24 protein-coding genes are annotated in these 23,875 nt (G+C 36.9%); 20 read left to right on the top strand and 4 right to left on the bottom strand.

Translation table 11 applies throughout. The annotated features are described in order from the left end of the window. Positions 1–97 precede the first annotated feature (97 nt). Complete coding sequence (locus tag FNL60_RS07870; RefSeq protein ID WP_018110167.1) at positions 98–1,861, top strand: ABC transporter ATP-binding protein; 1,764 nt, start codon at positions 98–100, stop codon at positions 1,859–1,861. Continuing rightward, positions 1,851–3,593, top strand: coding sequence for an ABC transporter ATP-binding protein (locus FNL60_RS07865; protein WP_002280347.1), 1,743 nt, complete (start codon positions 1,851–1,853; stop codon positions 3,591–3,593). Before FNL60_RS07870 ends, FNL60_RS07865 begins: the two co-directional genes overlap by 11 nt. Positions 3,594–3,659: 66 nt before the next feature. Here FNL60_RS07865 and FNL60_RS07860 read toward each other — a convergent pair whose 3' ends face one another. Then, positions 3,660–4,496, bottom strand: a complete 837-nt coding sequence (locus tag FNL60_RS07860) for a MerR family transcriptional regulator (RefSeq protein WP_002280346.1) — start codon at positions 4,494–4,496, stop codon at positions 3,660–3,662. Positions 4,497–4,792: 296 nt separating this feature from the next. On the opposite strand from FNL60_RS07860, the gene FNL60_RS07855 reads away from it, so the two are divergent. Further along, complete coding sequence (locus FNL60_RS07855) at positions 4,793–5,827, top strand: NAD(P)H-dependent amine dehydrogenase family protein (RefSeq protein ID WP_002280345.1); 1,035 nt, start codon at positions 4,793–4,795, stop codon at positions 5,825–5,827. A gap of 138 nt (positions 5,828–5,965) precedes the next feature. Here the strand turns inward: FNL60_RS07855 and FNL60_RS07850 are convergent, their stop codons facing one another. Both FNL60_RS07850 and FNL60_RS07845 read right to left on the bottom strand, forming a co-directional pair. Further along, positions 5,966–6,247, bottom strand: a complete 282-nt coding sequence (locus tag FNL60_RS07850; RefSeq protein ID WP_002268852.1) for a putative quinol monooxygenase — start codon at positions 6,245–6,247, stop codon at positions 5,966–5,968. 186 nt (positions 6,248–6,433) lie between these two features. Then, positions 6,434–7,171, bottom strand: coding sequence for a DUF975 family protein (locus FNL60_RS07845; protein WP_002280344.1), 738 nt, complete (start codon positions 7,169–7,171; stop codon positions 6,434–6,436). 671 nt (positions 7,172–7,842) lie between these two features. On the opposite strand from FNL60_RS07845, the gene FNL60_RS07840 reads away from it, so the two are divergent. From FNL60_RS07840 to trpA, 8 genes are read left to right on the top strand one after another with little or no spacing between them, the layout of a single operon-like run. Next, positions 7,843–8,154 (top strand): chorismate mutase, encoded by a 312-nt coding sequence (locus FNL60_RS07840; protein ID WP_011074524.1) that lies wholly within the window; start codon positions 7,843–7,845, stop codon positions 8,152–8,154. Between the two features lie 8 nt (positions 8,155–8,162). Further along, positions 8,163–9,524 (top strand): anthranilate synthase component I, encoded by a 1,362-nt coding sequence (gene trpE, locus FNL60_RS07835; RefSeq protein ID WP_002267345.1) that lies wholly within the window; start codon positions 8,163–8,165, stop codon positions 9,522–9,524. Continuing rightward, complete coding sequence (locus FNL60_RS07830) at positions 9,521–10,084, top strand: aminodeoxychorismate/anthranilate synthase component II (protein WP_002264433.1); 564 nt, start codon at positions 9,521–9,523, stop codon at positions 10,082–10,084. Before trpE ends, FNL60_RS07830 begins: the two co-directional genes overlap by 4 nt. A 20-nt stretch (positions 10,085–10,104) precedes the next feature. Further along, positions 10,105–11,112, top strand: a complete 1,008-nt coding sequence (gene trpD / locus FNL60_RS07825) for an anthranilate phosphoribosyltransferase (protein ID WP_002262053.1) — start codon at positions 10,105–10,107, stop codon at positions 11,110–11,112. Continuing rightward, positions 11,105–11,872 carry an indole-3-glycerol phosphate synthase TrpC gene (gene trpC, locus FNL60_RS07820; RefSeq protein WP_002267346.1) on the top strand — a complete coding sequence of 256 codons (768 nt, stop codon included), beginning with the start codon at positions 11,105–11,107 and terminating at the stop codon, positions 11,870–11,872. Before trpD ends, trpC begins: the two co-directional genes overlap by 8 nt. Further along, entirely contained in the window at positions 11,859–12,440 is a 582-nt protein-coding gene (locus FNL60_RS07815) for a phosphoribosylanthranilate isomerase (RefSeq protein ID WP_002262055.1), read from the top strand. Before trpC ends, FNL60_RS07815 begins: the two co-directional genes overlap by 14 nt. Continuing rightward, entirely contained in the window at positions 12,437–13,648 is a 1,212-nt protein-coding gene (trpB, locus tag FNL60_RS07810) for a tryptophan synthase subunit beta (RefSeq protein ID WP_002267347.1), read from the top strand. The genes FNL60_RS07815 and trpB overlap by 4 nt, the downstream gene beginning before the upstream one ends. 3 nt (positions 13,649–13,651) lie before the next feature. Further along, complete coding sequence (gene trpA / locus FNL60_RS07805; RefSeq protein ID WP_002280343.1) at positions 13,652–14,434, top strand: tryptophan synthase subunit alpha; 783 nt, start codon at positions 13,652–13,654, stop codon at positions 14,432–14,434. A gap of 236 nt (positions 14,435–14,670) precedes the next feature. Here trpA and FNL60_RS07800 read toward each other — a convergent pair whose 3' ends face one another. Continuing rightward, positions 14,671–15,327 (bottom strand): prepilin peptidase, encoded by a 657-nt coding sequence (locus FNL60_RS07800; RefSeq protein ID WP_002280342.1) that lies wholly within the window; start codon positions 15,325–15,327, stop codon positions 14,671–14,673. A 100-nt stretch (positions 15,328–15,427) separates the two neighbouring features. Between FNL60_RS07800 and dpr the strand changes: the two genes are divergently transcribed. The 9 genes from dpr (at position 15,428) to FNL60_RS07750 (ending at position 23,847) form a co-directional block, all read left to right on the top strand. Next, positions 15,428–15,955, top strand: coding sequence for a DNA starvation/stationary phase protection protein (gene dpr, locus FNL60_RS07795; protein ID WP_002266317.1), 528 nt, complete (start codon positions 15,428–15,430; stop codon positions 15,953–15,955). Positions 15,956–16,161: 206 nt separating this feature from the next. Next, positions 16,162–16,368, top strand: a complete 207-nt coding sequence (locus tag FNL60_RS07790; RefSeq protein WP_002262060.1) for a YqgQ family protein — start codon at positions 16,162–16,164, stop codon at positions 16,366–16,368. Next, on the top strand, positions 16,361–17,332 hold the full coding sequence (locus FNL60_RS07785; RefSeq protein WP_002268147.1) for an ROK family glucokinase: 972 nt from the start codon (positions 16,361–16,363) through the stop codon (positions 17,330–17,332). Before FNL60_RS07790 ends, FNL60_RS07785 begins: the two co-directional genes overlap by 8 nt. Positions 17,333–17,341: 9 nt before the next feature. Beyond that, positions 17,342–17,731: a rhodanese-like domain-containing protein gene (locus FNL60_RS07780; protein ID WP_002262062.1), complete on the top strand. Its 390-nt coding sequence runs from the start codon at positions 17,342–17,344 to the stop codon at positions 17,729–17,731. Between the two features lie 232 nt (positions 17,732–17,963). Beyond that, positions 17,964–19,808, top strand: a complete 1,845-nt coding sequence (typA, locus tag FNL60_RS07770) for a translational GTPase TypA (RefSeq protein ID WP_002262063.1) — start codon at positions 17,964–17,966, stop codon at positions 19,806–19,808. 28 nt (positions 19,809–19,836) lie between these two features. After that, positions 19,837–20,091: a DUF3165 family protein gene (locus FNL60_RS07765; RefSeq protein ID WP_002262064.1), complete on the top strand. Its 255-nt coding sequence runs from the start codon at positions 19,837–19,839 to the stop codon at positions 20,089–20,091. Positions 20,092–20,279: 188 nt separating this feature from the next. Then, complete coding sequence (murD, locus tag FNL60_RS07760) at positions 20,280–21,635, top strand: UDP-N-acetylmuramoyl-L-alanine--D-glutamate ligase (protein WP_002270156.1); 1,356 nt, start codon at positions 20,280–20,282, stop codon at positions 21,633–21,635. 2 nt (positions 21,636–21,637) lie between these two features. After that, positions 21,638–22,723, top strand: coding sequence for a UDP-N-acetylglucosamine--N-acetylmuramyl-(pentapeptide) pyrophosphoryl-undecaprenol N-acetylglucosamine transferase (locus FNL60_RS07755; RefSeq protein ID WP_002262066.1), 1,086 nt, complete (start codon positions 21,638–21,640; stop codon positions 22,721–22,723). Beyond that, positions 22,723–23,847, top strand: a complete 1,125-nt coding sequence (locus FNL60_RS07750; RefSeq protein WP_002280341.1) for a cell division protein FtsQ/DivIB — start codon at positions 22,723–22,725, stop codon at positions 23,845–23,847. The genes FNL60_RS07755 and FNL60_RS07750 overlap by 1 nt, the downstream gene beginning before the upstream one ends. Positions 23,848–23,875: the final 28 nt, after the last annotated feature.

The raw sequence follows: 23,875 nt of genomic DNA, 5'->3' as shown, positions 1-23,875 counted from the left end.
GTTCATTTTACTTGACTTAGAGTTGGCTTCAAGGTATATAATAAAAGAAATGTAAAAGAAGGTTTCCCTCAGATGAGAGGGAGTTTTTCTTGTCAAAATGAAAGAAAGGACAATAATGTCTGTTATAAAGAATTTATGGTGGTTTTTCAGGCTTGAAAAGCGCCGCTATTTAATTGGAATATCGGCACTGAGTTTGGTCAGTGTGCTCAATCTGATTCCACCCAAAGTGATGGGACATGTTATTGATCATATCACCAATAAGAACTTAAACAAAGAGATGCTTCTATGGGATTTGTTTTACTTGCTTTTATCCGCTTTTGCCATGTACGGCTTACGTTATGTTTGGCGGATTTATATTTTAGGAACATCTTATCGTTTGGGGCAAATTATGCGCTCTCGTCTTTTTGAGCATTTTACTAAAATGTCGCCTTCTTTTTATCAGAAGTACCGCACAGGAGATTTGATGGCGCATGCCACCAATGATATTAATTCCTTGACCAGATTAGCAGGTGGCGGTGTCATGTCAGCAGTTGATGCTTCCATTACTGCTTTGGTGACCTTAATGACCATGTTTTTCAGCATTTCTTGGCAGATGACCTTGGTGGCTATCATTCCTCTGCCTTTAATGGCTTTAGCAACCAGTCGTTTAGGACGTAAAACACATGAAAGTTTTAAACGATCACAAGCTGCCTTTTCAGAACTTAATAATAAGGTTCAAGAAAGTGTTTCAGGTATCAAGGTGACGAAATCATTTGGTTATCAAACCAATGAATTAGCTTCTTTTCAGGAAACAAATGACATGACTTTTGCTAAAAATATGATAACCATGAAGTACGATAGTATGTTTGATCCTCTGGTTCTTTTGTTTGTGGGAGCTTCCTATGCTTTGACGCTGCTCGTTGGTGCTTTTTTTGTTAAAAATGGTCAAGTAACTGTCGGAAGTTTGGTTACTTTTGTGACTTACTTGGATATGCTGGTTTGGCCTTTAATGGCGATTGGTTTTTTGTTTAATATTGTTCAGCGTGGTGCGGTTTCTTATGAACGCATTATGGATTTATTGTCTCAAAAATCAGATATTACAGATCCTAAGCATCCCTTAACAAAGATTGAAAATGGTTCTTTAGAATATGATATTGACCGCTTTGCTTATGAAAAGGAAGCAACACTTAAAGATGTTCATTTTGCCTTGAAAAAAGGTCAGACACTAGGCATTGTTGGTCAGACGGGTTCAGGAAAAACCAGTCTTCTCAAACTTCTTTTGCGAGAATACGATGTTAATCAAGGTACAATCAAGTTAAATGGACATGATATTCGTCAGTATCGTTTGGCTGATTTGCGCAGTTTAATTGGTTATGTTCCACAGGATCAGGTTCTTTTTGCCATGTCTATTTTGGATAATATTCGCTTTGGCGATCCTAATTTAACTTTTACAGCAGTTGAAGGTGCCACTAAGTTATCTCAAGTTTACGATGATATTGTAGCTATGCCGCAGGGTTTTGACACGATTATTGGTGAAAAAGGCGTCTCTTTGTCTGGTGGTCAAAAACAGAGAATTGCCATGAGCCGTGCCATGATTCTAAATCCTGATATCCTTATCTTAGATGATTCTCTGTCGGCAGTTGATGCTAAAACCGAGCATGCTATCATTGAAAATCTAAAAAAAACACGACAGGACAAGACAACCTTGATTACTGCTCATCGCTTAAGTGCTGTTGTGCATGCTGACCTGATTTTAGTGATGCAAGATGGACACATTCAAGAACGCGGTTGTCATGATGAGCTCATTCAGGCAGGCGGCTGGTATGCTAAAACTTATGAATCTCAACAATTAGAAATGAAAGGAGAAATAGATGAAGAATAATGAACACCAAGGCCATGTTTTTTGGCGTCTGATGTCTTATCTTAAGCCCTATAAATGGTTAACTTTCTTCGCCTTGCTTTTCCTTTTGTTAACAACAGTGATTAAAAGTTTCGTCCCCTTAGTGGCCTCTTATTTTATTGATCATTTTTTGACTCATTTCAATCAGACAGCAGCTTCACTTTTGCTGGGCTACTACTTGCTCTATGTTTTGCAGACGATTTTACAATATTTTGGCAATCTTCTTTTTGCGCGTGTTTCTTTTAGTGTTGTTCGCGACATTCGTAGGGATGCCTTTGCCAATATGGAAAGATTGGGAATGGCCTATTTCGATAAAACGCCAGCAGGTTCGATTGTATCGCGCTTAACCAATGATACAGAAAGTATTAGTGACATGTTTTCAGGCATCTTATCTAGTTTTATTTCAGCTATTTTTATTTTTAGTGTTACCCTTTATACCATGTTAATGCTGAATTATCATTTGACCTTTCTGGTCATGCTTTTTTTGCCTTTTATTTTTATTTTGGTCAATCTCTATCGTAAAAAGTCTGTTAAGGTTATTGCTAAAACGAGGAGTTTATTGAGTGATATCAATACCAATTTATCTGAAAGTATTGGAGGTATCAATATTATTCAAGCTTTTGGACAAGAAGAGCGTTTAAAAGCAGAATTTGAGGCAATCAATGAAGAACATTTTCATTATGCCAATCGTTCTATGGCCTTGGACAGTCTTTTCCTACGTCCAGCTATGTCGCTTTTGAAGCTTTTGGCTTATGCTCTTTTGATGGCTTATTTTGGATTTAATTGGCAGACTATTGGTATTTCAGCTGGGATGATGTATGCCTTTATTCAATATGTTAATCGCCTCTTTGACCCTTTAATTGAAGTGACTCAGAATTTCTCGACCTTGCAGACTTCAATGGTATCAGCAGGACGTGTTTTTGATCTGATAGATGAAAGGGATTATGAACCACATCAAGATGATAGTGACATTAGCATTTCAGCTGGTAATATTGAATTTAAGGATGTTTCTTTCTCATATGATGGTCAGCATCAAATTTTAGATCATATTTCTTTTAAAGTCAATCAGGGTCAAACGATTGCTTTTGTTGGTCCAACAGGGTCAGGCAAGTCTTCTATTATTAATGTTTTCATGCGCTTTTATGAATTTCAAAAAGGTCAAGTTACCATTGATGGACATGATATCCGTAACTATAGCCAAGAAGAATTACGCAAAAATGTTGGTCTGGTTTTGCAAGAGCCCTTCCTTTATCATGGGACAATCAAGTCTAATATAAAAATGTATCAGGATTTGACAGATGCGGATATTGAAGCTGCGGCAAAATTTGTGGATGCTGATCAATTTATTCAAAAATTGGCTCATAAATATGAGGAACCTGTTAGTGAAGGTGGTTCAAGTTTTTCAACTGGTCAGCGTCAGCTATTGGCTTTTGCCAGAACGGTAGCAAGTTCGCCTAAAATTTTAATTCTTGATGAAGCGACAGCTAATATTGACTCAGAAACAGAACAATTGGTTCAAAATTCTTTGGCTAAAATGCGTAGAGGACGGACAACCATTGCGATTGCCCATCGTTTATCAACCATTCAAGATGCCAACTGTATTTATGTTCTTGATAAGGGTAAAATTATTGAGTCGGGAACTCATGAGGAACTTCTAGCGAAAAAAGGAACCTATCACAAAATGTATCAACTCCAAGCAGGTATGATGGATTGAATAAGTTTTAACTCATAAAAAAAGTTGGATAATATACGTACACTTATCCAACTTTTTTGTAAATTCTTAGCCTTTATTAACAGCGACCTGCATTCTAATAAATATTTCTCTTTTGTTGTGATTTAAATTAGGATGTTCATAAATGACCTCGCAAATGTAATCTCCCTTAATTTGATAACCCTTATCAACAATCATTTGGTAGAAATCGTCTAATTTTTCAATCTCCTCTTGAAAAGAGGAACAATAAATTGAAGCATAAAAGGCAGAAGGGTAGGTCTTTATTTTAAACTTTTCCACAATATCATTAAAGAACATAAACATTTGATGAGATAACCAATTTTTATTTTTGAAATCTTCTTTCTCAATAATAGAACCAACACGAGAAAAGGTTGAATAAGAGAGATTATTTTTTCTCAAAGCTTGTTTAAATTTTCTTAGATTAAATTCATAAGCTTCATCAGTCATTTGATAAATATTTTCTTTAGTTTCATAAATAATCATTCGTCTAGCTGGTAAAGTCAAAATTTCCAAACCTTGGTTATGCTTTTTATAATCATACATAAAGGCACCTGCTTGATAGGTATTAATTTCTGCTAAGCGCTCTTCCAAACGTTGCTTTTCAAATAAAAGACACTGGCGTCGTTCATTAATGTAATGGTTGAGTTCAGTCAAATTTTCATGTTTAGAAAGTATTCCTTTAATTTCCTCCAGAGAAAAGTCAAGCTGTCTTAAATATTGGATTTCGTCTACTATCTGAGATTGATTGATATGATAATAACGATAATTCGTCTTTTGATCAATGCGATAGGGTTTTAAAAGACCAATTTTATCATAATAACGCAGAGTTTGAATAGGGATGTTATTAATGTAGGAAAAATCTCCAATTTTTAAAATAAACTCCATAACATTTCTCCTTGACTCTATAGTTACTATAGATATTATAATATATTTGTGACATAAATATGGCTGTTTAGTTTATCTTTTATAGAGTTGTTAATCTCCTTGTTTAACTCAAGTTATTCTGCAGTTCATTGCCGATAATGGTATTTTGGGAATTTTAATTTTCAAAGATATTAATTAATGCAGCTATTAGAGAAAATTCTATAGATCTCTTCTTGTTTGATGAAGGAATTTATTTGCCATTAAATTTGCATCTGCCTAGTACTAAAAGACTATAGCAATAAAAGGAGGAACCTCTCATGAGAAATACAAAAATTCGTGCTGTCCAATATGGCTGTGGTAAAATGTCAAAGGTCATTCTTAATTATCTTGTAGATCATGGTGTTGAAATTGTCGGTGCTATTGATAAAAATCCAGCAGTAGTAGGACAGGATATTGGTGATTTTGCTGGCTTTGGTCATAAGACTGGTATTATTATTTCTGATAAGGCTGACCAAGTGTTTGATAACTGTGATGCCGATATCGCTATTGTTACCATTTTTTCTTATATGCCAGAAATGTATGAATTTTATGAAATGGCTATCAAACATGGTGTTAATGTCATTTCAACCTGTGAAGAAGCCATTTATCCTTGGACAACATCCCCTTCTGAGACCAATCGTTTGGATAAGTTGGCTAAAGAGAATCATGTCACTATTATGGGGTCGGGCATGCAGGACATTTACTGGATTAACATGCCTTGTTTAGCAATGGCAGGAATGAATAAGATTAAAAAAGTGAGAGGTGTGGTCAGCTATAATGTTGAAGATTATGGATTGGCACTAGCTGAGGCACACGGCGCTGGTTATGATTTAGAACGTTTTGAACGTGACATTGCTTCTGCGGAAAGTTTACCATCTTATATGTGGAATGCTGCGGAAGCCATCTGCTCGAAAATGAATTGGACCATCCAATCTATTAATCAAAAAGGCGTTCCTTATATTTTAGATGAAGATGTCTATTCTGAAACCTTGGGACGCACTATTCCAGCTGGTCAAGTGACAGGAATGTCGGCAGTCACTAAGGTTCAAACGCATCAAGGCATTGACTTAGAGGTGGAATGTATTGGTAAAGTTTATCGACAAGATGATGGCGATATGTGTGACTGGGAAATTACAGGAGAGCCAGATCTCATCTTCTCAGTTAACAAACCTGATACGGTAGCACTCACATGTGGTACAATTGTCAATCGCATTCCAACTGTTCTTGATGCTCCAGCTGGTTATATCACATCAGAAAAGGCTCGCTTGATAACCTATCCGAGCTATCCTCTTCATACCTATGTTGAAAAATAAATCTAAAAAGGTTATATACTAAAGGAGTAGTAGGTTTCTCGCTTGAAATGATGAGATAAATGGTATGAGAAAGGGAGTGGGACGATAAGGTCGATTTTTAGGAAATCATGATTTGGTTCTACTCCTTTTCTGCTTAACCTAGCCTTCTGCCACTTTGATAATGGGTTCGGCTGAGCTGTACATTTTTAAGTTCTCCAGCAATTGAATCAATAAAGGGTTACTATTATGCTGATCGATGGCAGTTTGATCTTGCCATTCTTCAACCATCACAAATTGATTAGGAGTATCAATTGCTTCATAGAGTTGATAGCTGATGTTGCCGGATTCTGCTCTTGATGAACGAATTAAGGGCAAGGTGTCGGCTAAAAACTCTTCTCTTTTGTCTGCCTTAATAAAAAAGCTTGCATTAATTATTTTCATTGGTTAGTCTCCTTTCTGATGATAACCTAAGACATTTACATTTCTTTTATTATAGCATTTTAAGGTAAATTTTATAATTGAAAGGGGATTAAATTTTCAGATTGAAAACAAGCTCGTTTTTTTATATGAGCAAGTAAAAAAGCCAGATGTTTATCTAGCTTTTGGTATTAGAATTGATTTTAAGAATTAGACAGTTCCTGTTTCAATTTCTTGAGATAGAGATGCAATAGAATGATTTGCTATTTGACTGTCAATCAAATTTTGATAAAAGGCAGCATTGGTTGTTTCAATGTAAGGGGCGAGCCAAAGATAGCCAATACCAAAGGTAAGATTGGCTAAAATGGCCCAGCCAATAAAGCTTAACTGAAGGGCAAAGTATTCCCATTTATGACCGTTCATTAATTGACGGCTTTCAGTAATAGCCTGAGTGACAGTTACTGATTCGCCTTTTTCCAATTTGTCTTTAAGAATATAGTTGGTCATGGAGTAACTGTAAGTTTTAATGATTCCAGGGATAAGAAAGAGCAATGACCATAGGTAAAGCAAAATGACCATAAGCACATTGGTCCAGAGGAACTTCCAAAAGCGTTTTTCTTTTAAAAGATAGGTACTCGCTTCAGTATAAGTTGGACGTCCTCCTCTAAAGAAGTTCAGAAATCCTAAATTAACTCCGATTGTCACCGTGGATGAAACTACCAAAACTAGTAACCACAGAATAATGAGAAGTGGTAATGTTGCAAGAAAAGCAGTTTCCCCTATAGATAGGACAAGAGGGGCAGTCAGAGTAGCATATACGAGGATGCAAGCCAAGTAGATACCCATAACAGCTAAAACCGGCAAAATATATAAGCCAATGGCGTAACCCCAGTTTTCTTGCAGATGTGCTTTAGCTTCTGCTTTTAGCTCAGCTCTTGTTTTTGACATGAAAAATCTCCTTAATAAATAATGATAGCAACTATAACTATAGCATAATTTGAAGTTAAGAACAATTTAATCTATTAAAGAATTGTTTTTTATAACAATGTGTTTTATAGATCCTAAAAATTATCACTTTTCAATATTATAAAAAAGGTTATTTATCTCTCAGATTAGAAGTTGTTGTTATAAGGTCTTAGAAGTTATCGATTGGCTTATTTATTTTGCATCTTAAATGTTTTCAGATTCTAAGTCAAATAGCTTTAAACAGTGTAACAAGGGCAACTCAAACAATGATTTAGGACTTTAGAAAATTTTTCGAGGGAAACTTGACACAAACCAATGATAAAATACGCAAATATGCTTGCAATTCTTTTTTAGAAAGTGTATAATCGTAAGAAATAAATCAGAAAAGTACCAAACCTTTTGTTTTCAGGGAGTCTGTGGGTATTGTGAACAGGCAGCAGAATTTTGGGAAGTGGGCTGATTTTTAGAAAGCGAAGATAAACAATATTCTTCCGGTGAGCACACCTTATCGTGCAACTCCTTGTTAGAGGAGATTAAGATAACGGGGAAAGACTATTGGTTCCCGTTAATTGAGGTGGCACCGTGTTAGCTAGATTTAACGCCCTCACACAGATTTTCTGTGTGAGGTTTTTTGTTATCTTCATTCAATTTTAATGCAGGTGATAATTATGACAAGTATCCAGAATCTGAGAAATCAAATTGATCAGTTAGATCATCAATTATTAGTTCTATTAGCGCAACGTCAGCAAATTGTTGAAAAGATTGGTCAGCTAAAACCTATCAACAGTCAAGCAGCTGTCACTGCTCCTGATCGAGTGAAACAAGTCCTTTTAAATAGACAGCAAGAGGCAGAAAAGCTCGGTCTATCACCAGATGTTGCTCTGGCTATTTGGCAAACGATGATTGAGGCTTTCACAGCTTTAGAGCTAAAGATTAATAGTAATCATGACCTAAATAGAAAGTGAGACTGAATATGAAAAAGAAGATATTGAGTGCTGATATTTTGACCCCAATCCTTGCTTACATGCGTGTACAGGGCGACCATAAGGTGATTTTGGAGTCTATCCCTCGTGAAAAGGAAAATGCGCGTTTTTCAATTGTTGCTTACAATCCTGTTTTTGAAATCAAATTTGAAAATGGGCAATTGACAGAGAATGGCAAAGTTATTGAAAGTGATCCCTTAGATTATCTCAGTCAAATCACTGTCAAATCACAACTGTCTCAAGATTTACCTTTTAATGGTGGCGCTATTGGTTTTGTGGGCTATGACATGGTTGGTCTTTATGAAAATATTGGCAAGATTCCTCAAGATACGATTGGAACACCGGATATGCACTTTTTTGTTTATGAATCTTATCTTATTTTTGATCATAAGAAAGAAAAAATTGTCATTGTTGAAGATAATATTTACAGCGGCAGAGAAGAAGAGGAACAAAAGGCTGCCTTGCAGGAAGTCTTAGCAGATCTTAAAAAACAGGCGGTTGATGAATTTTCGGAACGCGATTTACACACTTTGACTTTTAGGAACCATTTGGAAGAAGCTACTTTTAAAGACATGGTTACCAAAGCAAAAAAATTTATTCGTCAGGGAGATATGTTTCAATGCGTGCTCAGCCAGCGTTTCTCAGCAGATATTAGTGGCAAGCCGCTAGATTTTTATCGTAATTTACGTATTACCAACCCTTCCAATTATCTTTACTTTTATGATTTTGGTGATTATCAGATTATTGGAGCCAGTCCAGAAAGTCTCGTTTCTCTTAAAAATGGTGTGGTTACTACAAATCCTATTGCAGGAACACGTCCTCGTGGTGCCAACGATCAGAAAGACAAAGACTTATCTGAAGAGCTCTTATCAGATGTCAAGGAAGTAGCAGAGCACCGTATGTTGGTAGATTTGGGCCGCAACGATATTGGGAAAATTGCTGAGGTAGGAAGTGTTCAAGTGTCTAAATACATGGAAGTCGAATTTTTTCGCTATGTTATGCATTTAACTAGTGTTGTCAAGGGTAAACTTCTGTCTGGTTTGACTGGTATGGATGCTCTTAAGTCAACATTGCCAGCGGGTACGGTATCAGGAGCACCGAAAATTCGTGCTATGAAGCGCATTTATGAGTTGGAAAAAGAAAAGCGCGGTATCTATGCAGGAGCAATTGGTTATCTGTCAGCAAGCGGAGATATGGACTTTGCCATTGCCATTCGTACCATGATTATCAAAAATCAAAAGGCTTATGTTCAAGCAGGTGCGGGGATTGTCTATGATAGCGTTCCTGAAAATGAATACTACGAAACCATTAATAAGGCCAAAGCAATGACTAGAATAGGAGAGATACAATGATTTTATTAATTGATAATTATGATTCTTTCACTTATAATTTGGCACAATTCATTGGTCATTTTACTGAAGTCAAGGTATTGAGAAATGATGATGCTGATCTTTATGAAACAGCTCAAGAGGCAGATGGTCTTGTCTTTTCACCGGGCCCCGGTTGGCCAGCTGATGCTGGAAGGATGGAAGCCTTGATTAAAGACTTTACAGGGGAAAAACCTATTTTGGGAGTTTGCTTAGGACACCAAGCCATTGCTGAAAGTTTTGGAGGGAAACTGGGATTAGCTCATCAAGTCATGCACGGCAAGCAAAGTCAGATGGCAATCACAAAATCGTCGCCAATTTTTAAAGAATTAGCAGAAAAACTCGAAATCATGCGCTATCATTCTATAGTAGTCGATAAGCTGCCAGAAGATTTTGAAGTAACGTCTAGAACAGTAGATGATGGCGAGATTATGGCTATTCAGCATAAGACGCTTCCGATCTATGGTTTACAATATCATCCAGAATCCATTGGCACACCTGAAGGATTAAAAATGATTGAGAATTTTGTAAGATTAGTCGGTTAGAATGCAGAGAGGACAAATAAATGAAAGACATTTTTGAAAAATTAGCTGCTCAAGAAAATTTAACAGAAGCTGAAATAACAGCAGTTGCTGAAAAAATTTTTAAAGGAGAATTGTCAGAAGCACAAATAGCAGCCTTCTTGATGGCTTTGAAAATCAAGGGGGAAACACCGGAAGAAATTTTAGGTCTCGTTAAAACGATTAAAAAAAATGCAGCTGTTATTCCTAGCCAAACAAGCGATGCTATGGATAATTGTGGTACAGGTGGTGATAAGTCCTTTTCTTTCAATATTTCAACGACTTGTAGCTTTGTCCTCGCTGCTGGTGGCATCCATATTGCTAAGCATGGTAATCGTTCTATTTCTTCAAAATCAGGTTCAGCCGATGTCCTTGAAGAATTGGGAATCAATGTTGTCCTAGCTCCTGAAAAATTGGCCCAAGTTCTAGATGAGACAGGTATTGTCTTTCTCTTTGCTCAAAAGATGCATCCAGCCATGCGTTATATTTCACCGGCTAGACAGGCCTTAGGTATTCCAACGGTCATGAATCTTATTGGGCCACTGACACACCCCATGGATTTGGAAACGCAGCTGTTGGGCCTTTATCAGGCGGACTTACAAGATGATTTAGCTCAAGTTCTTAAACTTCTTGGTCGCAAACGTGCAGTTATTATCACTGGACCAGATAATATGGATGAAGCAGCACTTTATGGTAAAAATCATTATACTCTGTTGGATAATGGTCAGATTTCACAAGGTAGTTTCACTTTTGAAGATTTTGACATGCCAAAAGTTACGCTTGAGGATATCAAGGGTGGTGATGCTAAAGAAAATGCTCAAATCCTTGTTAGTGTTCTCAAAAATGAACCTAGTCCTTATTTAGAGACAACGCTTTTAAATGCTGGTCTTGGTTTTTATGCTAATGGTAAGGTGGATTCGATTAAAGAAGGCATTGACCTAGCACGTGAAGTCATTGCATCAGGCAAGGCTTATGCTAAATTAAAGGCATTACAGGAGGCGCAAGTTGACTAAAGAGTTTTTACCTACTATTTTAAAGCAAAAACAAGAAGAGCTAGCTGGTCTAATTATGGAAGAAGTCAAACCGCTTCGCTTAACCTATCGTCTCTTTGATTTTTTAAAAGAGCATCATGACCAGTTGCAGATTGTTGCTGAAGTTAAAAAAGCTAGTCCCAGTATGGGAGACATCAACTTAGATGTTGACATTGTCAAACAAGCCCAAATGTATGAAGCCGCTGGAGCTGCTATGATTTCTGTTTTGACAGATCAGGTTTTTTTCAAGGGAAATATTGATTTTTTGGCTGAGATATCTGGCAGTGTCAGTATTCCGACCTTGGCTAAAGATTTTATTATTGATGAGAAGCAGATTGTTCGTAGCCGTAATGCTGGTGCGACTGTTATTTTGCTCATTGTGGCCGCTTTACCAGAGAAGAGACTGAAGGAATTGTATGACTTTGCTGCAGGTTTAGGACTAGAAGTTTTAGTGGAGACCCATAATTTGTCTGAATTGGAAATAGCTCATCGTATTGGAGCACAGATTATCGGTGTCAATAATCGTAATCTTGTTACTTTTGAAGTAGATATCAATACCAGCTTGGAGTTATCTACCCATTTCCGAGATGATAAGGTTTATATTTCCGAATCAGGTATTTTTACGGGACAGGACAGTAAACTCGTCGCTCCTTACTTTAATGCTATTCTTGTAGGAACGGCTCTCATGCAGGCAGATAATGTCGCTGATAAAGTAAAGGAGTTGGCTATTGACAAAGGTTAAAATTTGCGGTCTATCAACACAAGAAGCGGTTACAGCAGCTGTTAGTAGTGGTGCAGACTATATCGGTTTTGTTTTTGCCAAAAGTAAACGCCAAGTCAGTCTAGAACAGGCTCAAAAATTAGCTAAAATGATTCCAGAAAAAGTTAAAAAGGTTGGTGTTTTTGTCAGTCCGACTTTGGAGGAATTAAAAATTGCTATAAAGACAGTTCCTCTTGATTTAGTACAGGTTCATGGTGACTATGATGAAGACTTGCAAACTGACTTTTCAGTTCCGCTTATCCGAGCTGTTCAAATTAAAAAAGGTAAAGAAAATTTGACAAGTAAAGCAGATTATCTGCTCTTTGATGCTCCCATAGCTGGCAGTGGTGAAACTTTTGATTGGCAACAGTTGGAGACAGAGCAGTTACAAAAGCCTTTCTTTATTGCAGGTGGACTAACAAGTGATAATGTCAAAGAATGTATTGAACATTTTGCTCCTTATGCTGTTGATGTGTCATCTGGTGTTGAAACAAATGGACGGAAAGATATAGAGAAAATTAAACGATTTATAGAAAGTGTGAAAAAATGACATATAATCAACCTAATAACAACGGTTTTTATGGTAATTTTGGAGGACAATTCATTCCTGAAACGCTGATGACAGCTGTTATTGAATTGAATGAGGCTTATCGTGAAGCCAAAGCTGATCCTAGTTTTCATGAAGAGTTAGATGCTCTCTTAAAAGATTATGTTGGTCGTGAAACTCCCTTGTACTTTGCTAAACGTTTGACGGATTATATTGGTGGTGCCAAAATTTATCTAAAACGTGAAGATCTTAATCATACAGGTGCACACAAAATCAATAATGCACTGGGGCAAGTTCTTTTAGCTAAGCGTATGGGGAAAAATAAGATTATCGCTGAAACAGGTGCAGGACAGCATGGTGTTGCAACAGCAACAGCAGCGGCTCTCTTTGATATGGAATGTACCATTTATATGGGGGAAGAAGATGTGAAACGTCAAGCTCTTAATGTCTTTCGGATGGAGCTATTAGGTGCTAAAGTGCATTCTGTTACGGATGGATCGCGTGTGCTTAAAGATGCAGTCAATGCAGCTTTGCGAGCATGGGTAACCAATATTGAGGATACCCATTATGTTATGGGATCTGCTCTTGGACCAGCTCCTTTCCCAGAAATTGTTCGTGATTTCCAATCGGTTATTGGCAGAGAAGCTAAACGTCAATTTGCGACAGTTTCAAATGGACAGCTGCCAGATGCAGTCTTAGCTTGTATCGGTGGCGGCTCCAATGCAATCGGACTCTTTTATCCTTTTGTCAACGATGAATCAGTTGCCATGTATGGTGCGGAAGCGTCAGGTTTAGGGCTTGATACCGATAAGCATGCGGCAACCTTTGCCAAAGGACGACCAGGTGTTTTACATGGTGCTCTTATGGATGTGCTGCAGGATGAGCATGGACAGATTATGGAAGCTTTCTCGATTTCCGCGGGCCTTGACTATCCAGGTGTTGGTCCTGAACACTGCTATTTCAATGAAATTGGACGTGCAACTTACGATTCTATTACGGATGAAGAAGCTCTGGAATCTTTCAAATTGCTATCTCGTCTGGAAGGCATTATTCCTGCATTAGAATCTAGTCATGCGATTGCTCTGACACAAAAAGTTGCGAAGGAACTAGGAGCGGATAAGTCCATTATTGTTTGCCTCTCAGGACGTGGTGATAAGGATGTGGCTCAGGTTAAAGAACGTCTTAAGCAGGAAGCAAAAGAAGGGAAGTAGATTATGACAAAAACACTGACAAAACATTTACAAGCTATCAAGGCAGAAGGCAAAGGTCTTTTTATTCCTTATATTATGGCTGGGGATCATGATAAAGGTTTAGACGGTCTCTTTGATACCATTTCTTTTTTGGAAGCTCAAGGTGTATCAGCCATTGAAATTGGCATTCCATGGTCGGATCCTGTGGCAGATGGTCCTGTTATTGAATTGGCTGGCCAACGTAGTTTGGTAAAGGGGACATCGCTGGCAAGCATTATTGCTAGGTTACAGGAAAAGAAAACGCAAGTGCCACTTGTTATCATGACTTATTTTAATCCTGTTTTTCAGTATGGTGTTGAAACATTTGTTGCAGATTTGCAAAATACATCTGTCAAAGGATTGATTATTCCCGATTTACCTCATGAACAAGAAAGTTTTATCAAACCTTATCTGGAAAATTTAGATTTAGCTTTAGTTCCTTTAGTCAGCTTGACAACAGGTCTAGAACGTCAAAAGGAACTCATTGAAGATGCTCAAGGATTTGTCTACGCTGTTGCTATTAATGGTGTTACCGGAAAAACAGGGAATTATCGTGATGATTTGGATAAACATTTAAAACATTTGACAGAAATTGCTCAAATCCCTGTTTTAACTGGATTTGGTGTATCAACTTTAGCAGATATTAAGCGCTTTAGCCAAGTATCAGATGGTGTCATTGTTGGTTCAAAAATTGTCAAGGGATTACATGAAGGAATGCAAGAAGAAATAAAAGATTTCATTTATGCAGGAAGCCATTATCAAAAATAATTATTCAATCAGCCAGTCGGGAATGTTGTTTCTCTGATGGGCTGATTTTTTAATCCTTTTCAAAAATCAAAATGGAATGTTGGTGATTTCGCCTTGCCATGTTGTCTGTAATTTATTGTATGTCTTTTTTGATTTTTATTGAGTGTAATCTCATTGCCAATGTAATAAACGTTTGATTTGATTGCCTCCTTTTTGATATTTTGTTTAAAGTCTTTAGAGTTGTGTCCTTACAATCCTTAAATCAAGTGAGAGAAAATGATAATGAGGTGACCCAAGAATAAGAAAGGAACAAAAGCAAAAGGTTCTTTGTGCTTTTGAAAAAGCAGGCTGTAAAGAATTCCTAATAAACTGGCAATCTGAATAATCCAAATAATTTGCTGAAGATTAAGAGAAAGTGCCAAAGTAGCCAGATAGAGGAAATCACCGCTTCCGATATTAATATTTTTGAGGGCAGCAAAAATACCAAATAGAAAAAGAATTAAGCTAATTAGGTTAAGAGGATAGATAAACATTAAGAGAAAAGTAAAGCCTATCCACAGTGTCAAAGGATAAGACTGATCTTGTAAATCATAAAGAGATAAAAGAACTCCCATGAAGAGCAAACATACTTGTGAAGTGGTTAATAAATCAAGAGCAAAACCTGTGCTAATCAGTCCGCAGAGTAATTCTACCAAGGAATAACGCAATGGAATAGGGTAACCGCAAAAGCGACAAGAATTTTTGTTGATGATTCGTGAAAATATTGGGATAAGATCCCTCATGGTTAAGCAGTTATAGCAATTATTGCAATGGCTTCTAGGAAATATAATAGATTTCTGAGGGTAACGATCAACAACTAAGCCAAAGAAAGAGCCAAGAGAAGCTCCCAACATAAAAAATAAAATAAGTTTCATACCTATTTATTCGTTAAAAGAAAACAAAATAATTGCTTTTTATTTAGAATCGTTCTAAAATATAGATTATAAAAAGAATATTTTTTAAGGAGGAATTATTATGACGAATACAATTACTGAAAATATCTACGCTTCTATTATTCATCAAGTGGAGAAAAAAGAAAATTCAGGAAATGAAAAAACCAAGGCTGTACTTAATCAGGCTGTAGCGGATTTATCAAAAGCAGCTTCCATTGTTCACCAAGTCCATTGGTATATGCGTGGTTCAGGCTTCCTTTATCTGCATCCTAAAATGGATGAATTGATGGATGCCTTGAATGGTCATCTTGATGAGATTAGTGAACGCTTGATTACTATCGGTGGCGCTCCGTTTTCAACCTTGAAAGAATTTGATGAGAATTCCAGACTTGAAGAAACAGTTGGTACATGGGATAAATCAATAACTGATCATCTTAAACGCCTTGTTCAAGTTTATGATTACCTTTCAAGTCTTTATCAAGTAGGTCTTGATGTGACAGATGAGGAAGGTGATGCTGTTTCTAATGATATCTTTACAGCAGCTCAAACGGAAGCCCAAAAGACAATCTGGATGTTGCAGGCAGAGCTTGGGCAAGCTCCCGGTTTATAAGTATGTGAAGATAGGAAGTCATTTATTTAGAAAGATTTTCTATGTTAGGTGAAAGTCTGACACTTTTGATATATCCCAGACGTTGGATTAGTTGTCCAGTAATTGAGATATGTCATTTGTTGAAGTCAGGCTTTTTTTATTAAGAAAGAGGCAAGCGCTTGCAAAAAATCTTGAAAACTTTCTGTTTTTTTGGTAGAATTTGAGAGATGAAAACATTATATGATGTGCAGCGGCTGTTAAAACAATTTGGCATCTATGTTTATTTAGGTAAACGTCTTTATGATATTGAAATGATGAAAATTGAGTTAGAAAGACTCTATGATAATGGTTTGATTTCAAAGAGTGATTATCTACATGCTGAATTGATTTTACGCAGGGAGCACAGAATAGAAAAGGAAAGAGAAAATGGCTAAGAAACTTTTAGGGATTGATCTTGGTGGAACAAGTATTAAATTTGGGATTTTAACTTTAGATGGACAAGTTCAGGAGAAATGGGCTATTGAAACCAATATTTTGGAAGATGGGAAACATATTGTTCCAGATATTGTGTCCTCTATCAAGCATCGTTTGGGACTCTATAATTTAACTAAGGAGGATTTTGTTGGTATTGGAATGGGATCTCCTGGAGCTGTGGATCGTAATCTAAAGACTGTTACAGGTGCTTTTAATCTTAATTGGGCTGCTACCCAAGAGGTAGGAACAATAATTGAAGCAGAATTGGGGATACCATTTGCTATTGATAATGATGCTAATGTTGCAGCACTTGGAGAACGCTGGGTTGGTGCGGGTAATAATAATCCTGATGTTGTCTTTGTAACACTTGGTACAGGTGTTGGCGGCGGCATTATTGCTGATGGCAATCTTATTCATGGAGTTGCTGGTGCAGGTGGTGAAATTGGACATATTATTGTTGAGCCGGATACTGGTTTTGAGTGTACCTGTGGCAATAAAGGCTGTCTTGAAACAGTGGCTTCAGCAACAGGTGTCGTCCGTGTTGCACGTCATTTAGCAGAAGAATATGAAGGAATTTCCAGTATTAAAGCGGGCATTGATAATGGTGATGATGTGAGCAGTAAGGATATTTTTGTTGCTGCACAGGCAGGTGATAAATTTGCAAACTCAGTTGTTGAGAAAGTTACTTTCTATCTAGGCCTTGCAACCGCCAATATCAGCAATATCCTTAATCCAAACACAGTTGTCGTTGGAGGTGGAGTATCAGCTGCTGGAGAATTCTTGCGCTCACATATTGAAAGTTATTTTAAATTGTATGCTTTTCCACAAGTGAAGCAATCTACAAAAATTAAAATTGCGGAATTAGGAAATGACGCTGGTATTATTGGGGCAGCCAGTCTTGCACATCAGTTTTTAGAAAGTTAAAGGAAAATTATGTCAATTATCTCTATCATTTCATGGGTTATTATCTTTGCCTTTGTGGCTTGGTTTGTTTGGAATTATTTTCGTGTTCGCCGTGCTGCCCAGTATATCTCAAATGCTGAATTTGAAAGCATGATGAGAGGCGCACAAATTGTTGATTTGCGTTCTCCCAATGAGTTTCGTCGTAAGCATATCTTAGGGGCTCGTAATCTTCCCTCTGAACAATTCAAAGCATCTGTTTCAGCTCTTCGCAAAGATAAACCGGTTTTATTGTATGATAATACTCGTGGACAGCTGGTTGCTCGCGCTGTTTTAACTTTGAAAAAGGCAGGTTATAAAGATCTTTATGTCCTTAAAAATGGTTTAGATAATTGGAATGGAAAAGTAAAAGAGAAGAATTAGTTCTTTTTTGAGATAATGACAGGGATTAGCATGAGCTGTTGTCTTTTGTTTTTGCAATACTGGTTGATTAAGGACTTATTTTATAAATTTGGAGATACCAAGACTGCGACTTTGCTATCTTGGTTTTTCTTTTATATTTTAAAACATTTACATATCTCTCCTGAGTTTTTCCCTAATTTTTATGGTATAATAGATAAGTTGAAATAAATTAATGTAAAATGTAAGAGGAATTATGACAAATTTTAGAGAAGATATTAGAAATGTTGCTATCATTGCCCACGTTGACCATGGGAAAACAACCCTTGTTGATGAGCTCTTAAAACAATCGCATACACTTGATGAGCATAAAAAATTAGAAGAACGTGCGATGGACTCTAATGATCTTGAAAAAGAGCGTGGGATTACTATTCTTGCAAAAAATACTGCTGTTGCCTACAATGGTGTACGTATTAACATTATGGACACACCAGGACATGCGGATTTTGGTGGAGAAGTAGAGCGTATCATGAAAATGGTTGACGGGGTTGTTCTTGTTGTTGATGCTTATGAAGGTACCATGCCGCAAACACGTTTTGTTTTGAAAAAAGCTTTGGAACAAAACTTGGTTCCAATCGTGGTGGTGAATAAGATTGACAAGCCATCAGCTCGTCCGGCAGAAGTTGTTGATGAAGTTCTTGAACTTTTCATTGAACTTGGAGCAGATGATGACCAGTTAGAGTTTCCAGTCGTTTACGCTTCGGCGATTAATGGAACTTCTTCATTATCAGATGAACCAGCGGATCAAGAACATACAATGGCACCCGTTTTTGATACTATTATTGAGCATATTCCAGCACCGATCGATAATTCAGATCAGCCACTTCAATTTCAAGTGTCTCTCCTTGATTATAACGACTTTGTTGGACGTATCGGTATTGGGCGAGTCTTCCGTGGTTCTGTTAAAGTCGGGGATCAAGTGACACTTTCTAAACTTGATGGTACAACAAAGAATTTTCGTGTTACAAAACTTTTCGGTTTCTTCGGCTTGGAACGTCGTGAGATTAAGGAAGCTAAGGCTGGCGATTTGATTGCTGTTTCAGGTATGGAAGATATCTTTGTTGGTGAAACGATTACACCAACTGATGCTGTAGAACCACTTCCTATTCTTCACATTGATGAGCCAACTCTGCAAATGACCTTTTTAGCTAACAATTCCCCTTTTGCAGGTCGTGAAGGTAAATTTGTAACCTCGCGTAAGGTAGAAGAGCGTTTGTTGGCAGAATTGCAAACAGATGTTTCCCTTCGTGTAGAAGCCACTGACTCACCAGATAAATGGACGGTTTCAGGCCGTGGGGAGTTACATCTGTCAATCCTTATTGAAACCATGCGCCGTGAAGGATATGAGCTGCAAGTATCGCGTCCAGAAGTTATTATCAAAGAAATTGATGGCATCAAATGTGAGCCATTTGAACGCGTGCAAATTGACACACCGGAAGAATACCAAGGTGCTGTTATCCAGTCCCTTTCAGAACGTAAAGGTGAAATGCTTGATATGCAAGCAACTGGTAATGGTCAAACGCGCCTTATATTTTTAGCACCAGCTCGAGGACTTATCGGCTACCCAACAGAATTCTTATCCATGACACGAGGTTATGGTATCATGAACCACACTTTTGACAAATATATGCCAGTTATCAATGCTGAAATCGGTGGTCGTCATCGTGGTGCCCTCGTTTCAATTGATACAGGTAAGGCAACGACTTATTCTATTATGTCTATTGAAGAACGTGGAACAATCTTCGTTAACCCAGGTACAGAAGTGTATGAAGGAATGATTATTGGAGAAAATGCACGCGAGAATGATTTGACAGTCAACATTACAAAGGCTAAGCAAATGACTAATGTGCGCTCTGCAACTAAGGATCAGACAGCAGTTATTAAGACGCCGCGTATTTTAACACTCGAAGAATCACTTGAGTTTCTGAATGATGATGAATACATGGAAGTAACACCTGAGTCCATTCGTTTACGTAAACAAATTCTTGATAAGAATGCGCGTGCTAAAGCGGCTAAGAAGAAAAAATCAGCTGAAGATTGAGAAGGCTTAGTAATGAAAAGGAGAAAAAATGTTTTATGCTATCATCGCTATTTTGCTTTTAATGTATTACATTTTTATTGCTCCTAAGACAATTAAAAATACCATGAACATGATTTCCGTGGTGGGAATTATCGCTTTCCTGATGGTCTTAGCAGGCATGACTTTTATTCGGATCATACAGTCACCACCTGAGATTTTTATTGGAATCGGTATGATTATTGTTGGTTATTATGCTTTGAAAGATGTTTTGCATTTACGAACGAGACCTAAAAATAAAAGATAAGAAACGGCGCTGGATCATTTAAATCCAGTGTCATTTTATTTATAATACTAATAACTTAAAAGAAGAAAGTATGATTTAATTTTGTAGGAGTAAGGTATGATTTAATCTATTGTAAAATCTTGAAAAACTCTCCTATTAAAGGTAAAATATTAAAGTATCTAGTTAATGAGAAGGTAAAGAAAGTAACAATGAAACACGTCAAAAATTTTGAAAATAAAAAGGTTTTGGTTCTTGGCTTAGCACGATCAGGTGAAGCTGCGGCACGTCTCTTGGCGAAATTAGGAGCTATTGTAACTGTCAATGATGGTAAGCCTTTTGATGAAAATCCATCAGCGCAGGCACTTTTAGAGGAAGGCATAAAAGTGATTTGCGGCAGTCATCCTTTGGAACTTTTGGATGAAGCATTTGCTTATATGGTTAAAAATCCGGGGATTCCTTATACAAATCCGATGGTGGTTCGTGCGCTTGAAAAAAATATCCCAGTTATAACAGAAGTTGAGTTGGCTTATTTGATTTCTGAAGCTCCGATTATCGGTATTACAGGATCTAATGGTAAAACAACGACCACAACTATGATTGCCGATGTTCTTAATCATGCAGGACAGTCAGCACGACTTTCAGGAAATATTGGATTTCCGGCTAGTGAAGTGGCTCAGCCAGTAACAGAGAAAGATATTTTGGTTATGGAATTGTCTTCTTTTCAATTGATGGGAACGGAAAGTTTTCATCCGCATATGGCAGTGATTACCAATTTGATGCCAACTCATATTGACTATCATGGTTCATTTGAAAATTACATTGAAGCTAAATGGAATATTCAAAAAAATATGACAGAAAAAGATTTTCTTGTTCTTAACTTTAATCAGGATTTGGCCAAGGACTTAGCTAATCAAACGCAGGCAAAGATTATTCCTTTCTCAACTAAGGAGAAAGTAGATGGTGCTTATCTTGATGGCCAAATGCTCTGCTTCAAGGGACAAGCCATTATGTCAGCTTCTGAGCTTGGTGTACCAGGAAGCCATAATGTTGAAAATGCTTTAGCAACAATTGCTGTGGCTAAGTTATCAGGTGTTTCTAATGAAGCCATCAGAGAAACACTTATCCACTTCGGTGGTGTCAAGCATCGCTTGCAGTCTCTGGGGAACATTGCTGGTGTTAAATTTTATAATGATAGTAAGTCAACCAATATTTTAGCCACTCAAAAAGCTTTGTCAGGATTTGATAATAGCAAGGTTATCTTAATTGCTGGTGGTCTCGATCGCGGCAATGAATTTGACGAATTGGTTCCAGATATTAAGGGACTCAAGAAAATGATTATTTTAGGCGAATCTGCTCCCCGCCTTAAACATGCTGCAGTACAAGCTGGTGTCACCTATCTCAATGCCAAAGATGTTGCCCAAGCAACTCGAATTGCTTTTCAGGAAGCTAGTCCTGGAGATGTTGTCCTTCTTAGTCCTGCCAATGCTAGCTGGGATATGTATAAAAATTTTGAAGTTCGTGGAGATGAATTTATCACAACTTTTAAGTCTCTTAAAGGAGAATAGGCATGGCAAAAAAGAAAATTATCTTTACAGGTGGTGGGACAGTCGGTCATGTTACTCTTAATTTACTCCTTATTCCCCGCTTTTTAAAAGATGGCTGGGAAGTGCACTATATTGGTGATAAACATGGCATTGAGCATGAACAAATTGAGCAGTCAGATTTTGATGTCATCTTTCATTCAATTGCAACAGGTAAACTGCGCCGTTACTTTTCTTTGAAAAATGTACTAGATGTTTTCAAGGTTGGTTGGGGTGTTCTGCAGTCTCTTACGATTATGGTGAAGGTTCGTCCACAAGTACTATTTTCTAAAGGTGGGTTTGTTTCAGTTCCTCCTGTTGTAGCCGCTAATCTTTTGAGAATCCCTGTTTTTGTTCATGAATCTGATTTATCAATGGGACTGGCTAACCGAATTGCTTATAAATTTGCCACTACCATGTACACAACGTTTGAACAATCTGATAATTTGACTAAAACAAAACACGTTGGAGCTATTACTAAAGTTAATCAAACTATTTCTAGCAGTGATGATAATACAGAAATTAAAACGATTAAAGAATATTTTGATCCTCGTTTAAAAACTTTGCTGTTTATTGGAGGTTCAGCTGGAGCCAAAGTTTTCAATCAATTTATTTCTGATACACCAGAACTCACTAAGCATTATAATGTTATCAATATTTCTGGCGATAAAACATTAAATAATTTAAGCCAAAATCTTTATCGTGTAGATTACGTGACGGAAATGTATCAGCCCTTGATGGATTTAGCAGATGTTGTTATTACACGCGGTGGTTCCAACACCATCTTTGAGCTGCTTGCTATGGCAAAACTTCATATCATTGTGCCATTAGGAAAAGAAGCTAGTCGTGGTGATCAGCTTGAAAATGCTGCTTATTTTGAGGAAAAAGGTTATGCCCAACAATTATCTGAAGAAAATCTAAACTTTGCAGAACTTGATAAAGTGATCAAAGATTTATTAGAAAATCAAACCGTTTATCAAGATAAAATGACTTCATCAAGTGAGATAAAGACTCCAAATGATTTTTACAATCTTTTGTTAACAGATATAACATCTAAGAGTAAAGGAAAATAATGGCGAAAGATAAAGATACAGAAAAGCAAGAAATTCCTTTGACAGAATGGCAGCAGCGCAATTTGGAATTTCTTAAGAAAAAACAAGAAGAAAAACGCGAAAAAGAAAAACTAAATGAAAAGAAAATGGCTGAAAAAAAGGCTCAGTTTCAAACTGATAAAGAAGCAGACAGTAAGGAAAGTGATAAGCAACCTTCAAGTTTATTTGATGATAAAAAACAAGAAGAGCCTAAAAAAAAGCCAGCTACACCTAAAAAGATAAAAAAAGAAAAGAAAGTGCCAAAACTTCCTCGAAAGGACTACTGGCAGGCTGCTATGGTTATTATCATTTCAAGCATTGTTTTAATTGCCTCCTTATTTATGATTAGTCCTTTGAGTCGTCAAAAGGAGATAACTGTTTCGGGTAATAAAAATGCCATTGAATCTCAGTTAATTGAAGAATTAGGGATTAAGAAATCAGATTATCTAACGACCTTACTTTTTCAGGCCAATCGTTTTGAAAGAAATCTTAAGTCTAAAGATAAATGGGTAAAGGAGGCAAAATTAGTTTATCATTTTCCCAATCATTTTACTTTAAGAGTAAAAGAATATCGTATTATTGCTTATAGACAAACGGATAAAGGCTATGTCCCAATTTTAGAAAATGGTACCCGTGTTGATACCGTTAACGCTTCAGAATTACCTGGTTCATTTGTGACTATTAATTTAGATCAGGAAAAAGAGGTTCGAAAACTGGTTCAAAAATTGGCAAAACTTGATAAATCCTTAGTTGGTAGTATTAAAGTCATTTCTTCTGTTAATTCCAGCTCTACTAAGGATCTGCTTTTATTGGAAATGAAAGATAACAACAGTGTTCGTGTTCCTTTATCAGAAATTGATACAAAATTACCTTATTATTCTAAAATTAAAAAGAATCTTACAGACGGCAGTATTGTTGATATGGAGGTGGGGATTTATAGTACAACTGCAGATATAGAAGCTTCGATTGCAGAACATAAGACAACAGCTACAACAGAATCTTCTGAGAACTCCTCTAATGCTGAAAATACTGATTCAACACAATCTTCAGAAGCAAATTCACAAGAAGGTTCACAATCAGTAACGCAGGCAACCATATCTCAATAATAACAATGAGAGATAGGAAATTAAGTTT

Origin of the sequence: Streptococcus mutans, assembly GCF_006739205.1 — a bacterium.
Taxonomy (GTDB): domain Bacteria; phylum Bacillota; class Bacilli; order Lactobacillales; family Streptococcaceae; genus Streptococcus; species Streptococcus mutans.
This window is presented reverse-complemented; position numbering and strand designations above follow the sequence as displayed.

Bases quoted from the DNA above. Each gene is read 5' to 3' on its own strand.
- FNL60_RS07865 (WP_002280347.1), top strand. From the start codon at position 1,851: ATGAAGAATAATGAACACCAAGGCCATGTTTTTTGGCGTCTGATGTCT.
- FNL60_RS07845 (WP_002280344.1), bottom strand. From the start codon at position 7,171: ATGTCAAAAACAAGAGCTGAGCTAAAAGCAGAAGCTAAAGCACATCTG.
- FNL60_RS07785 (WP_002268147.1), top strand. From the start codon at position 16,361: ATGGCTAAGAAACTTTTAGGGATTGATCTTGGTGGAACAAGTATTAAA.
- FNL60_RS07870 (WP_018110167.1), top strand. From the start codon at position 98: ATGAAAGAAAGGACAATAATGTCTGTTATAAAGAATTTATGGTGGTTT.
- trpE (WP_002267345.1), top strand. From the start codon at position 8,163: ATGAAAAAGAAGATATTGAGTGCTGATATTTTGACCCCAATCCTTGCT.
- FNL60_RS07830 (WP_002264433.1), top strand. From the start codon at position 9,521: ATGATTTTATTAATTGATAATTATGATTCTTTCACTTATAATTTGGCA.
- FNL60_RS07755 (WP_002262066.1), top strand. From the start codon at position 21,638: ATGGCAAAAAAGAAAATTATCTTTACAGGTGGTGGGACAGTCGGTCAT.
- FNL60_RS07765 (WP_002262064.1), top strand. From the start codon at position 19,837: ATGTTTTATGCTATCATCGCTATTTTGCTTTTAATGTATTACATTTTT.
- trpB (WP_002267347.1), top strand. From the start codon at position 12,437: ATGACATATAATCAACCTAATAACAACGGTTTTTATGGTAATTTTGGA.
- typA (WP_002262063.1), top strand. From the start codon at position 17,964: ATGACAAATTTTAGAGAAGATATTAGAAATGTTGCTATCATTGCCCAC.
- FNL60_RS07840 (WP_011074524.1), top strand. From the start codon at position 7,843: ATGCAGGTGATAATTATGACAAGTATCCAGAATCTGAGAAATCAAATT.
- FNL60_RS07855 (WP_002280345.1), top strand. From the start codon at position 4,793: ATGAGAAATACAAAAATTCGTGCTGTCCAATATGGCTGTGGTAAAATG.
- FNL60_RS07750 (WP_002280341.1), top strand. From the start codon at position 22,723: ATGGCGAAAGATAAAGATACAGAAAAGCAAGAAATTCCTTTGACAGAA.
- FNL60_RS07790 (WP_002262060.1), top strand. From the start codon at position 16,162: ATGAAAACATTATATGATGTGCAGCGGCTGTTAAAACAATTTGGCATC.
- FNL60_RS07780 (WP_002262062.1), top strand. From the start codon at position 17,342: ATGTCAATTATCTCTATCATTTCATGGGTTATTATCTTTGCCTTTGTG.
- murD (WP_002270156.1), top strand. From the start codon at position 20,280: ATGAAACACGTCAAAAATTTTGAAAATAAAAAGGTTTTGGTTCTTGGC.
- trpD (WP_002262053.1), top strand. From the start codon at position 10,105: ATGAAAGACATTTTTGAAAAATTAGCTGCTCAAGAAAATTTAACAGAA.
- dpr (WP_002266317.1), top strand. From the start codon at position 15,428: ATGACGAATACAATTACTGAAAATATCTACGCTTCTATTATTCATCAA.
- trpA (WP_002280343.1), top strand. From the start codon at position 13,652: ATGACAAAAACACTGACAAAACATTTACAAGCTATCAAGGCAGAAGGC.
- FNL60_RS07800 (WP_002280342.1), bottom strand. From the start codon at position 15,327: ATGAAACTTATTTTATTTTTTATGTTGGGAGCTTCTCTTGGCTCTTTC.
- FNL60_RS07860 (WP_002280346.1), bottom strand. From the start codon at position 4,496: ATGGAGTTTATTTTAAAAATTGGAGATTTTTCCTACATTAATAACATC.
- FNL60_RS07850 (WP_002268852.1), bottom strand. From the start codon at position 6,247: ATGAAAATAATTAATGCAAGCTTTTTTATTAAGGCAGACAAAAGAGAA.